The following is a 12,838-nucleotide window of genomic DNA, read 5'->3' on the forward strand; positions in this document are numbered from 1 at the left end:
AGAAAGGGGGGTGCTATTATGACACAGTCTGGAAAGCAGGAATCCAGGAGAGGGATTAGCGGGTGTAAGTTTCTAATGCGATTGCCCTGCGGTACCTTTTTTCTTCTTAGAATAATTTTATTGAAAAATGTTATACTTGAGCAATGCTGAGAGACAACCACACTGGACTTCAACATATCTGTATGGCTGCAAGGTGCATGCTTGTTCTGACAGCGTTACTTGTGGCGTCGGCTGCATCGGCTGAGAACTTGGTAATGACCGGCTATGTAGATGGCTATAAGGTGACAATGGCTGTGCGTGCAGACAATCTGCCTGCTGTAGGACCTAACCAGACCACGTTTGACCTGAGAGATGCCTCTGGCAGAGATGTACCAGATATTGCCGACATTGGGGTAACATATGAAGTGGCAGGCGTTCTGCCAAGGAGAAACATGCCCCTTTCAAAGGCAGGCACTGCATATACTGGTATCTTAAACATATATAAGGCAGCCCCCTACGATTTATTTTTCGTGTTTGAAAGGCGTGGAGAAAAGCAGCGTGTCGTGCGGTTTTCCTTTCAAACGAGAGATAACACGCAATCCGGCCAGCAGAACAGATAACAGCTTAACTACGCGTATGCCCTCTAAGCTAAATGACAAGGCACGCAGACTTAGCCGCAGGGAGTTTCTGATAAAACTCACAACAGCGGCGGCGGCCTCAGCAGCCTGCGGCGCGGCAGCCCTCGTCTTTCACTCAGGGGAACCTGTCAGTAGAAGAAATAATAAAATCTATACATTCAAAAATTATCGTATTACAGATGTCTCTGCTGCCCTGCCCAAACTTGCCATCGTACACGGCAAGGACGCCGGTAAAATGGTACGGGCGGCTGTTGATAAACTTGGCGGCATCGGGCAGTTCATCAAGCCCTCAGATAAAGTTCTGATAAAACCAAACGTAGGCTGGGACAGACAGCCTGAACTTGCCGCAAATACCAATCCCGATGTCGTTGCCGCCGTAGTACGGCTTTGTATCGAGGCCAGGGCGTCCTCTGTATGGGTCACAGATGTATCAATAAACGACCCGTACAGGAGTTTTGCGCGCTCAGGGATAGAGGCAGCCGTCTCAAAGTCAGGCGGCAAGGTGAAATTCACCACTGACAACGATTTCCTCGACACTGACCTAAAGGGTGAACTCTTAAAAATCTGGCCCGTATCAGCCTTCTTTCATCAGGTCGATAAGGTAATAAATATCCCTGTTGCAAAGCATCATTCCTTAAGCAAGTGTACCTTTTCTATGAAAAACTTGTACGGCACACTTGGTGGACAAAGAAACCGTCTCCATCAGGACATCAATGTCTCTATCTCAGACATTGCCGCCGCTGTAAGACCGACGTTAACGGTAATGGACGCAACACGAGTCCTGAAGACAAACGGCCCGACCGGGGGCAGTATCTCAGACGTGGCGCAGGGGGATACAATAATCGTCGGCGCTGATGATGTTGCTATTGATACATACACCCTGTCATTTCTTGATTTAAAGGCCGCCGATGTACCGTATATTCAAATGGCAGAGCATCGCGGCGTTGGCACATCGGACTGGAAATCCCTTAACCCTGCCGAGTTTTCTGTATGAAACCGTCAAAGAAACTCATAACGCTTGTAAACGTGAGGCGGGCATATTCTGTATTTTTTTTCACCCTGTTTCTGGTATTACTTTATATAACAGACTTCCGGCATATGAAAGGGTATGAGACGCCACTGTTTTTGGAGCTTGACCCGCTTGTTGCCGTCGCGGCATTTTTCACGAGTTTTACAGTATATAAGGGGCTTGCGCTTTCACTTCTGATAATAATTCCAACGATATTTTTTGGACGGTTCTTCTGTTCGTGGGTGTGTCCGTTTGGCATATTAAACCAGTGGATTAGCCATGTGTTTAACAAGCGTCGTGCGGTGGACGACTACAGGACTAATGCCTACAGGGACTTGTACAGGATAAAATACTATGTGCTTGCGGCGCTTTGCGTATTGGCACTGTTTGGCGCCTTGCAAGTGGGGCTTTTAGACCCTATCGCCCTGTTGACGCGTTCCTTTGCTGTTGGCATATATCCGGCAGTCAGTTACATATCAGGGGGGATTTACATTAAGCAGCCGTTATTTATTGGAGGGGTGCTGGTGTCGGCAATATTTCTGCTGATACTTGCAGCAAATAGGTTTATAACGCGGTTTTGGTGCAGGGTGTTGTGTCCTTTGGGGGCGCTGATGGGGGTATTGTCTATGGCGTCTGTGCTGCGAATTCGCCGTGATGTTGACAAATGTACGGACTGCCAGAGGTGCCTGAGATATTGCCACGGTGGGTGTGAGCCGCAGGGGCAGATAAGATACAGCGAATGCCACCTGTGTATGACCTGTATAGAGCAATGTCCGGAGGGGGCGATTCACTACGGCTTGTCAGCAGAGGCAAGCTCTGTTCACCGTCCGGTTGACGTGAGCAGGCGCAGAATAATAGAGACAGTAGTAGGTGCTGCGGTGCTGTTCCCAATGATGAGAAGTTCGGTTAATGGAAAGAGCTTGCCGCAAAGCGCTCTGATTCGCCCGCCCGGGTCAATTGAAGAAGAGGATTTTTTACGGCGCTGTATTAAATGTGGTCAGTGTATGAGGGTATGCCCGACAAACGTGCTTCAACCGGCACTCTTAGAAGGCGGCTTTGAGGGGTTGTGGAGTCCTGTTTTGCACAATAAGATAGGCTACTGCGAACACAACTGCGTCCTATGCGGGCACGTATGCCCGACGGGGGCAATTATGCCGCTTACGGTAGAAAAGAAGATAGGAAAGAAACCTGACATAAAGCCTACTAAAATTGGCACCGCGTTTTATGACCATGGCCGGTGTCTGCCCTGGTCGATGAATATTGAATGTATCGTGTGTGAGGAGGTGTGTCCGACATCGCCAAAGGCGATATGGTTTAAGGAAGAGGAACTAAGACTAAGGGACGGGACACTCAAGAGATTCAAGCGCCCTATTTTGGATACGAAGCTATGTGTCGGCTGCGGCATCTGTGAAAACAAATGCCCTGTGCATGACAAACCAGCGATAAGGGTAACGCCAATCGGTGAGACACGCTCAAAGACTAACCAGATGATTTTAAAGGGTTAAGGAACTGAATTCCGAGGCTTTTTCAAGCGGTCGATTTAACTTAAATATACGGCAAGAAAACAATGACTAATAAGACATATCAAGAAAAACATAAGTCGTTTGAGATATTCCTGAAAAAGAAACAGTACAAACAGGCATACGATTGCCTCGAAGAGTTGCTGTCGGAGTTTCCAGATGACGAACACCTCTATAACAGCATTATCAGGCTAACTTATTTCAATATGAAATCATATGATGTTGCAAGGAAGTGGCTGCAGAAGTCCATGTCTGTACGACAGATATGGCTGCATTGTGTAATGCTGAGTGAGATTGAACTGACTGATGGCAGAATTGACAAGGCAAAAGAGCTGTATTGGACTGCGCTCGACCTGAGTAAAAAACAAAAAGATATTTACTATGAAGAATTTGACTCCAAAAAGGTATTATCGACACTTTTGAAGCAAATAAGGACTAGAGAGAGGAATAAAAAAATTATAGTGAAAGCCAAGCCTGAAGTTGGTGTGCTGAACAAGAAACCAGTTCAGCCGCACATACCCGCTCAATCTCAAACTTCTGTTAAGGCGAACTATTCCATATCAATAGATATTCCAACATTTACGGAAGCCATGGAGAGGGGCTTCCATGAACTGAATCCGGCTGAAATAGACGAGACCCTCTTGTGGATAGACTACAACTATCTGTCCATCCAAAGAAGTTATGATGAACTGCTCTGCCTAAATACCGTAAAGGGCATTGAACGGTTCTGGTATCAGACCGAGACGGTGGTAAAGGTGCTAAAGCAATTCAAGGGCCGGGTACTGCTTGCCGATGAGGTGGGGATGGGAAAGACAATAGAGACGGGATTATTGATAAAGGAATATCTCTTGCGTGGAATGGTCAAAACCATACTCATTCTTACACCGGCAGCGTTGGTCTCTCAATGGAAAGAGGAGATGAGTACTAAGTTCGATATAGACTTTATTACGACTGATGAGCTTGCAACGCTTGATGAGCCGGACAATTTTTGGGGCAATAAACTTATCATAGCCTCTATCAATACCGCAAAGAGCGTCAGACATTTCGAGACTGTAACGGGAAAATATTTCGACCTCGTCGTTGTTGACGAAGCCCATCATCTTAAGAGCAGAAACACACTTTCATGGAAGCTGGTAAATCAACTCAAGAAGAAGTTCATATTCTTATTAACCGCCACACCGGTACAAAATAATCTGATAGAGCTGTTCAACCTGATAACACTCCTTAAGCCTGGTCAGTTCAAGACAGAAAAAATGTTCAAGCAGGAATATGTGAAAAAAGGAAACCAGCGGATGCCCATAAACAAGGAGAAGTTACAGGAACTTCTTAGGGATGTTATGATAAGAAATACCCGAAGCCTTGTGGACGCAAAGCTGCCGATGAGGTTTGCATCTACCATCATAGTCGATCCCTCTGACCTTGAAAAAGAGATATATGACGGCATATCAACACTTTTAAGAAAGTGGTTCACTAGTGATAAGCTCAACCGGATGGTTTTAAATACGCTTATCATGCAGGCAGGCAGCAGCCCGTTTGCCTTAAGAAACACGCTTGCCAATATGAAAAATACCGAAAACGCCGATGAGATTGACTGCCTTATGGCGTCGATTGAGAACCTCCCATATCTCAGTAAGGGAAAGGCGCTGATTGAAATAATGCAAAATAACCCTGCTGAAAAAAAGGTCGTATTCACTCAATATTTGAAGACCATGGATTACATAACCGGCTTGCTTGAGGGGCATCAGATGACAGTTGTAACATTCAGCGGCAAGATGAGCAACAGGCAGAAGGACGAAGCAATCAATAGGTTTAAGAATGAGGTAAAGGTACTGGTCTGTACTGAGGTGGGAGGAGAGGGACGAAACATGCAGTTTTGCAATACCCTGATAAACTATGACCTGCCGTGGAACCCTATGCGCATAGAGCAGCGTATAGGGCGGCTTCATAGGATTGGTCAGGAAAGGGATGTCTTCATCTTCAATCTTGCCGTAAGAGACTCAATTGAAAGCTATATTCTGGACATTCTTGATTCTAAGATAAATATGTTCGAGCTGGTAGTGGGTGAAATAGAGCCAATAATGGGACATTATGCCGATGATAAAGACTTTGAGGACATAGTTATGGACCTCTGGATCAAAAGCAGCACTAAGGAAGAGCTTAAGAAGGGGTTTGATGTGATAGGGGATGACCTTCTCAGGGCAAAGGAGGCATATATCAATACCAAAGCCCTGGGTACAGAGATATTCGCAGAGGATTTCGAGTTATGACAAGGGCGCTCGGTGACATAGTCAAGGACATACTTGTCCATAAGGGAGCAGTGATTGAGGATTATGGTCAATGTATTGACGTTTTAGCTAACCCTCAGATTGCCGAGACCCTTGCGATACCAGAGCTTACACATCTGTGTCTGCACCCAGGTACAGACACAGAGGACACGAAACACCTTACATATGATTCAGAATTGTTTGAAAGATTCTCAGGACTTTTTGAGGGCAAGGGCAAACTCTCACAGGTAACTATCACGCCTCAGCAGGTATCCAATGAAAAGGTAATAGCGATGCTCCCCGGAAAGATTACTCTTAACAATGCCGTCTTCAAACATAAGGATACCGGGATAAAGATTATTTCCTATCTGCTATTGTTCTTCAAGTACACAGCCCTTTCTGACGAAAAGAAAGAAGGCATTGTTCAATTGCTGATTAATGAATCTAACCTTTCAACCTCTGTAATTGAAGGAGGTGCGAATGCAGTGATTGATGTCTTAGGTGAACTCACAGAGAGAAACTCCAAAGACCAGCTTGAGGGCACGAAACATATAGTACTGCAGGCAGCCCATAAATCATTGGAATCAATAATAAGGACAGAACTTACGGATATGATAAGAAGCCTCAACAGACGGCTCAACCGCAACATTGAAAGAGTCACAGATTATTATGATGCGATGATTACTGAGGCCAGGCTGCGAGAGCAGAGAAAGGGCAGTGATGACACTGCCACCAAGACAGAGGATAAGATTAATGCAATAAAAACAGAACTTAAATGGAAGACCCAGGACCTTATCTCGAAATTTGCTCTAACCGTAAAGACAGAACTGCTATCGGCTGTCAGAATAACATCGGCCACACCTGTTTTCCTAATAAGCATAAACAGACGAAAAGGCGTGAGGGAATTCCCTATTTCATACAATCCAATTCTAAAGAGGCTTGATACACTCCCATGCGAGTACTGCTTTTCCCCTGATAAATCATACTATATATGTGATGATGCTCTTCATATAGTATGTAAGAAGTGTTATAGCGAGTGCAGTAAGTGTGGAAAGTCCTTCTGTAGTGTATGTTATCCTTTAGGATGTCCTAAGTGTGTCAGGAAGTTGAACAGCGCCGAGGGCGCCGAAGCGCTGACATAGAGTTACGCATTGTTTCCACCCCATTTGATCATACAGTATAGTTTGTCCCATTGGGATAAGCCAATTGTGTTGAAGGAAATCTCTCCGTTATTATTTACAAAGAATAAGGGTATTATATTACCGTTTGCGGCATTTCCCTGTATGTCTTTTCCATATGCGGCAATTGCCAGCCTCTGTCCATGAACATTGATAATGGCGTGGATTTCCATATTAGCTGATTCATGTTCAACATCCGATGCCGAGGCAAAGGTCGGGGCGGCAATCGCAGCAGAACTCAGGGCTACATGGATATTGAAGTGCTTTTGAATCATCTGAGCGAATTCACTGTCGAAGATTCTCAGCACCACGCGCATATGTGACTTCACAGCTCTGGCGTTCAGACCAATCTCAAGGTTTTTCATATCGTCATCTGTGGCGCATATGATAGACTTAGCATGTCTTAGGTTAGCAAGGCGCAGGGTTTCCTCCAGTGCGGCGTCTGAAATTATAAATGGTACATTGCTCTGCCTGAGTATCTGTATGTATTTATTTTCTGGGTTTTTCTCTATTACCAGCACCTTTTCGTTGAGCGCTATGAGGTCTTCAAACACCCTGACTCCTACATCGCCAAAGCCGCAAAGAATGATGTGGCCCTTTAAGCCCATCCTTTTTCTTCCCATAAACAACTCCAGGCGTTTCTTTATCAATCCCCCTGTGATAATCGCAAACAGTATCGCAGACAAAGAAACCCCGGAAAGCATTAAAATCATCCCAACTGCCTTTGCCCCCAAGGCAGAGTCCTTTAGATTTATATCCCCAAACCCAACGGTCGTTAACACCGTGATTACAAAATACAGGGAATCAACAAGGGAAAGTCTCTCTGAATGATGAAAATAAGACACGGAAAACGCCGCAATCCCTATCAATGCCAGAAGCGTATATAATAAGACCGTGTCGATTTGCCAGCGGTTAAATAAACTGCTCCGGTGTCTTTTAACCGTGTGGTGGCGGGCATCTGATTGTCTGACCCCGGAAACCTCTTTTGCTGTTGCATATGTCGAGAACAAGACCAAATCGTCATCGGCAGCTATCGTGGCTTTATCGGCCAGGACATTAGGAAAGACGATATCATTAACAGCGACAACCTTAATATCCCGTGCGCTTTCAATATCCAGGACTGTCTTACCCTCGAATGCGCTGCCCTTTACTTTATATGTCACCATTATCAATCCGTTTATCTTAAATGACCTGATGGGTCTTTCAATCAGCGCCGATGTCGCAAAAGATGATGAGGCGGCAGCAGATACACTGAGTACCCTGATGTTTTTAATACTGGCCTCAAGTTTTCTTCCAAGGTTCAAATTAAACAGCCTGACAACAATCCTGATGTCCGGATTAATTTCTCTAATGAAGAGGGCAGCCTGCAAGTTAAAAAGCTCGTTTTCACCCGGCAGGACAATAGATTCATATGGGGTTAAATCAATCGTTTTCAAGGCAGCAAGGTCGCATCTCCCTGAGAAAACCAACTCTATTGCCTTGCCATGCAGGACTGCGCTCTGTTGTCTGGCGTCAGCAGCCACAAAGACCTTAGCGCCGGTGTCGTTGAGAATTTCAGCAATCCTAAGCCCCACGTGAGACAACCCAAATATCAGTACACCTCCTGACATATCCCCCTCTACACACATTTAATACTGACCAATAGTACAGGGTTAATATAAAACGTCATTCACTTCGTACTGCATAGCCTTCAGTACGGTGGAAATAACCTCCTGAACCCATGAAATAAGACAATGGCAATGAATGCGATATTTCTGATGAACTTCCCGATATATGAAAACTCTGGGGGGCTGCTGGGGCCTGCTGTCTCAGAAAGTGCTATGCCAAGCCGTTCAATCCACCCGGGCGTCACAGGCCACTCATAAAGACTCTGGATATACTCATCAGGGATACCGGCCTTGCCAACCCTTGCCCCAATAATCCCGCCAAGTATGGCCGCCACTGTATCTGTATCACCGCCGCATCGTATAGCGGCCGTGATAGCGGTTTTATAGTCCGCCGGATGCCTGAACCATGTGTGCAGCACCATTAAAACTGTATGATAGATATAACCACTAACCGCAGAGCCCAACCCCATGGCGGCAGCAAAATCCTCCGTACTTTGACCGGCACTCTCAGCGGCTGTCTTAATCATTTTCTTAAAATCATGGTTATCTATCAACCCATCGAGTCTGCTTAGGTACTCACGGGGGTCGTCAATATGTTTAGACGCCATAGCAGCAGCCAGGGCTACGGCCAGGGCACCATCGTATGCCTTCGGGTCGGTGTGTGTTACTATTGTGGATAAATATACCAGTGACTTCATTTTGTCCGGGTCATCACATAAGAGTACACCAATGATGGGGCTTCGCATTGCAGGGCCGTTACCGGCTGAGTACACACCGCTGCGTTTGAATCCAAGCCATAGCTTGAGTATTGCCCTGAGTGTGGCATATCCAGTTGCAGCAGGGAGCATCAGCAGCCATAGCCTCAACCTCTTGCTAAGTGATGCGGTGAATGCCCTTTCGTCAAATAATGCGTCACGCTGCCGTGCGGCTATCAATGCCTGGGCAGTTATGCAGGCATGTTCTGTGTCGTCGGATATCATCCCCTTGCCAAAAAAGAAGTGATATGAATCGATATCAGGAAAGATTTTCAACTGCCGCTGTCTTGACAATCCCTCCATCGGCAGCCCCAGGGCATCCCCTACGGCGCTACCTAATAGACAGCCAATTAAGGCGTCAGGACTTTTTTTCTCTTCCAAAGTGAGCTCTCCTGTTTTCTTGCAAATATATTTGCGGCATAACCAGCCGTGCCTTCCCCGCTGAGAGCCCTATTGCTGCCGATGCCCCGGCGTTGAATTTTAGAAAATCGCCCTCTATCCCGTCGCTGAATATGACGCCGTTTGTCGGCATATGGGACTCAACAATCAGCGGGTTGGTATTTGTTATCTCACCGGCAATGAGCGATGCCTGTGAGGTCTTACTTATAAACGGCTCCCTTACTATATAGACCAGCACATCCTCAGACCAATCAAACCGCCGTGGGGCAAGCGCCGTGCCGCCGTAGAATTTGCTTGTGACACCCGCAGTCATATTAATTATCGAACTCAGCCACCCCGTTGACCCCGCACCGGTTGAGACAATTATCCCGCTTGATGAGTGCTGCTCACGCACACTGCCCTGGGAAATCTCATACCTTGCCGACACATGTGAGGCAGCCCCGATGAAAAGATCGTTGAAGGCAATGAGCCGCTGCCCGTCGTTTAGTTTTGCCTCAGCCATTGTCACATCCTTAAATGAATAGAGACGCCCCGCAGCTACAACTTCCAACACCTTCAGAAAATTATTCGGATGAAACGGCAGCAGCACCCCGTCATATCTCCCGGCGTCTGGATTTACACCAATAATAGGCAGCCCCCCTACATATTTTGCAGTATTGGCAACGAGGCCGTCCTGCCCGACAACGACAACTATGTCCCTTTCAGAAAACAAATACGTGGGCAGAAACGACCGCTCTATGGTCTTTGTCTTAATCACGCGCTCAAGGCTGGTTTGCACTGTCTCAAGCGATGAGTAGTACGTATCGTGTTCGGCTTCGTAGTCAGAGAAATTGCCGCCTGCGCGTTCAATGTAAAACTTCCCCTGCCGGCGCGTGTTGAATCTGTCTATGAGGTGTTCAAGTCTTGTCCTGGTCTTTACTATGACGGCGTACTCGGCTGTCATTTCTTGTTTTTGGCGTTTAAGAGGCTCTCAAGCAGGTCTGGAGAGATATTCAGCGTGCCGATTTTCTCAGCACGCTCGGCAAGCTCTCTGAAGGCCAGTGCAATATTGAGTCGCGGGTCAAGGGCGTCTTTGTTGATAGCCGAGAGGATTCTCCAGTCCATGTCCTTATATGGGCTGAGTGTGGCGGTAAGGGTATAGCCTTGTGAGTCGGCCTCTTTTTTATCGTTTTCTACTTTAATATCAATGAGTGATTTTCGAAGTGTCTCAACAGCAATATCGGCATCCATTGCCATCTCGCGAATGCGTCTTTTGTTTTGTTCGATGAGGATTTCCGCCTCCATTTTCTTTTCAGTGATTTGTTTCTTTTTCTCCTCGACGGCTATTTCTGTATTGAGTTCGCTTTCTTTGATTATACGCTCCTGTTCTACCGCATTATGTCTTCGCTCATGAATGGCGTGGTCGGCCTCTTGCTGAAGGGCCTCGCGGGTTTCTGCCTCAAGTGCGCGCTCCATCTCAGGGGTTGCCCGCACAGCAAGGATATTCACGCTCAACGGGGTAACGCCAAGTATAGAGACTGCATTTGACGCCTTAAGACCGGTAATGATTTTCTCTTCAATCTTTTTTGCGCTCCTGATAGACTCTCTCAACGTAAGCCCCTGTATGAAGGCAGAGGTAGCTGTCTGTGCCTCGCAAACAAGACGCTGATTGAGTTTTTCATGGTCTTTATTTTTATAGCTGCCTTTTTCGTCAACACTGAAGTCAAGCAGTTCGGCAAGCTGCCTGGAGTCTTCTATTTTATAGACTATCTGCCCCTGAATTGAAACAGTCTGAAAGTCAGCAGTGGATTCGTTAAAGATAAACTGCATATCGTTGCTGCCAAGGGGGATTGCCACAATGGAGGAATTCGGCGCGAAGTAAAAAAACGACAGCCCCCTGCCCTCACGTATAACCTTTCCGTTCTTATAATGGATGACATATACCATCGGGTCGAATTTTATGTATTTAAAACCAAGCATAACTATTCCTCCAAGCGCTGTGCTGCTATAGTCTAACATAAGAATCCATCATCAATAAAGGCCTGATAGATTATACAACGGCTGATTTTAAGTCCGAACAATCTGAATCGTATCTTTTACAGTGAAGCCTGTTTCATTTTTCCCGATGGTTACGGCAGTGTTTTCAGGGTCATGCTGAAAGAACACAATCCAGCCTTCTTTGTAAGCCCGCCTTAGGATTTCGTCCTTTTCTCTGAGCGTTACAAGGGGGTCAAGGTCATATGCCATAATACATGGCGGTTTAAAGTGGTAAGCAAACGGGAAAAGATCGCCTGCATAAAAAATTGAGGTATCACCGCTGAATACCCTGACAAGTTGTTGAGACCTTGTATGACCGTTAAAGACTAATAACTCGATTTCGTCGTCTAATTTTGTGTAGCCGTCAAGTAAGGTCAGGGTTTTTGCCTCCATAAGCGGCATAAATGTGGTTTCTATAAAACTGCCTTTGTCCTTGTCAGAGGGTTTTAATGCCCACTCAAACTGCTTTTTCTGAATATAATATGATGCACGTGGAAACTGAGGCAGGCGCAGGCCGTTTTCAAGTGCAACTGCCCCTCCGGTATGGTCAAAATGGAGATGTGTTAGTACCACATCTGTAATATCTTCGGCAGTGAACCCGTGTGTCTTTAAAGATTCCACAATCGGATTAACTGAGTAGGTGTAGTTATAAATTTTCCTTGATTTCTCAGGCCAATCTATCCCCATACCTGTATCAACTAGGATATTTCTGCCGTTGCCTGACAGCAGCAGACTTCGCAGCTCTACCCGTATACGATTAACTGAGTCCGGCGGTGAAGTCTTCTCCCATAGCGGTCTGGGGATTATACCATATAGTGCCCCGCCGTCAAGACTGAAACATCCGCCCTTAATCGGGTAAACGGTATATCTGCCAACTTTTATATCTGGCATTTCCGGCATTTCCGGCCTGTCAGATATAAAATTATTGAAAGCCGCACACTTAATATCAAGTTTGTGGCAAGGGGAAAGAAAAAACTGAAGTTTTTTTTGTGAATAACGATATCACCGGGAAGTTTTTCCAGAAATGGTATTTTACCCAGCACGACACCCAGCGCGGCAATTGCAATCCCAGCGAAAAACATGGATTTCCCTAAATGTTCCCCTAAATGTTCCATAGTTACCGACTGTCTGGCCTGTTCAGGCAAACCAGCTTACAAAAGAACAGGCAGACTTGCATATGATTATAACATTAATCTGACAATAGTGTAATACCAAAATAGAAATGTCCTATTGTAGCAAAGTAGAAATGTTCTAAAAAGAGAGGCAATTTGTGCTAAGGAAAGAGGGTACAAATGGCGAAAGAGGACATTGTGGAGGAGTACTTACCTGAATTCAACAAGAAGTTTAGCGTAGAAGCTAGGGATGAGGGTGATTTACATAGACCGCTGGAAGGTATGGACATTAGAGGAGTTCTGTGCATGAAGAGTGAGAGGGTTTTGAGGAATGATTTCACTATTGAGTATGACAACAAAC

General features: G+C 45.9%; 11 protein-coding genes and 1 pseudogene. 6 read left to right on the forward strand and 6 right to left on the reverse strand.

What is annotated here, in order from left to right:
• The first annotated feature begins 197 nt into the window (after window positions 1-197).
• The 5 genes from ASN18_RS16570 (at window position 198) to ASN18_RS16590 (ending at window position 6,552) form a co-directional block, all read left to right on the forward strand.
• On the forward strand, window positions 198-599 hold the full coding sequence (locus ASN18_RS16570) for a hypothetical protein (protein ID WP_157073071.1): 402 nt from the start codon (window positions 198-200) through the stop codon (window positions 597-599).
• Window positions 600-615: 16 nt separating this feature from the next.
• Window positions 616-1,611, forward strand: coding sequence for a DUF362 domain-containing protein (locus ASN18_RS16575; protein ID WP_085053899.1), 996 nt, complete (start codon window positions 616-618; stop codon window positions 1,609-1,611).
• Window positions 1,608-3,131 carry a 4Fe-4S binding protein gene (locus ASN18_RS16580; protein WP_085053900.1) on the forward strand — a complete coding sequence of 508 codons (1,524 nt, stop codon included), beginning with the start codon at window positions 1,608-1,610 and terminating at the stop codon, window positions 3,129-3,131. The genes ASN18_RS16575 and ASN18_RS16580 overlap by 4 nt, the downstream gene beginning before the upstream one ends.
• 62 nt (window positions 3,132-3,193) lie before the next feature.
• Entirely contained in the window at window positions 3,194-5,413 is a 2,220-nt protein-coding gene (locus ASN18_RS16585; protein WP_157073073.1) for an SNF2-related protein, read from the forward strand.
• A complete protein-coding gene (locus ASN18_RS16590) occupies window positions 5,410-6,552 on the forward strand; it encodes a hypothetical protein (protein WP_085053901.1) in 1,143 nt (380 codons plus the stop codon). Before ASN18_RS16585 ends, ASN18_RS16590 begins: the two co-directional genes overlap by 4 nt.
• 2 nt (window positions 6,553-6,554) lie before the next feature.
• Here the strand turns inward: ASN18_RS16590 and ASN18_RS16595 are convergent, their stop codons facing one another.
• The 6 genes from ASN18_RS16595 to ASN18_RS16620 all read right to left on the reverse strand — a co-directional run bounded on the left by ASN18_RS16595 (window position 6,555) and on the right by ASN18_RS16620 (window position 12,447).
• Entirely contained in the window at window positions 6,555-8,198 is a 1,644-nt protein-coding gene (locus tag ASN18_RS16595; RefSeq protein WP_236861851.1) for a potassium channel family protein, read from the reverse strand.
• A gap of 80 nt (window positions 8,199-8,278) precedes the next feature.
• Window positions 8,279-9,331 carry an ADP-ribosylglycohydrolase family protein gene (locus tag ASN18_RS16600; RefSeq protein WP_236861852.1) on the reverse strand — a complete coding sequence of 351 codons (1,053 nt, stop codon included), beginning with the start codon at window positions 9,329-9,331 and terminating at the stop codon, window positions 8,279-8,281.
• Window positions 9,309-10,292: an NAD(+)/NADH kinase gene (locus ASN18_RS16605; protein WP_085053903.1), complete on the reverse strand. Its 984-nt coding sequence runs from the start codon at window positions 10,290-10,292 to the stop codon at window positions 9,309-9,311. Before ASN18_RS16605 ends, ASN18_RS16600 begins: the two co-directional genes overlap by 23 nt.
• Entirely contained in the window at window positions 10,289-11,308 is a 1,020-nt protein-coding gene (locus ASN18_RS16610) for an SPFH domain-containing protein (protein ID WP_085053904.1), read from the reverse strand. Before ASN18_RS16610 ends, ASN18_RS16605 begins: the two co-directional genes overlap by 4 nt.
• Before the next feature lie 87 nt (window positions 11,309-11,395).
• Complete coding sequence (locus ASN18_RS16615) at window positions 11,396-12,256, reverse strand: MBL fold metallo-hydrolase (protein ID WP_236861854.1); 861 nt, start codon at window positions 12,254-12,256, stop codon at window positions 11,396-11,398.
• Window positions 12,244-12,447 carry a DUF2905 domain-containing protein gene (locus ASN18_RS16620; protein WP_157073074.1) on the reverse strand — a complete coding sequence of 68 codons (204 nt, stop codon included), beginning with the start codon at window positions 12,445-12,447 and terminating at the stop codon, window positions 12,244-12,246. The genes ASN18_RS16615 and ASN18_RS16620 overlap by 13 nt, the downstream gene beginning before the upstream one ends.
• 210 nt (window positions 12,448-12,657) lie before the next feature.
• Between ASN18_RS16620 and ASN18_RS16625 the strand changes: the two are divergent.
• Window positions 12,658-12,838 (forward strand): annotated as a pseudogene (locus ASN18_RS16625) (ISNCY family transposase); the annotation flags it as partial.

Source organism: Candidatus Magnetominusculus xianensis (genome assembly GCA_001541255.1).
Lineage (GTDB): Bacteria > Nitrospirota > Thermodesulfovibrionia > Thermodesulfovibrionales > Magnetobacteriaceae > Magnetominusculus > Magnetominusculus xianensis.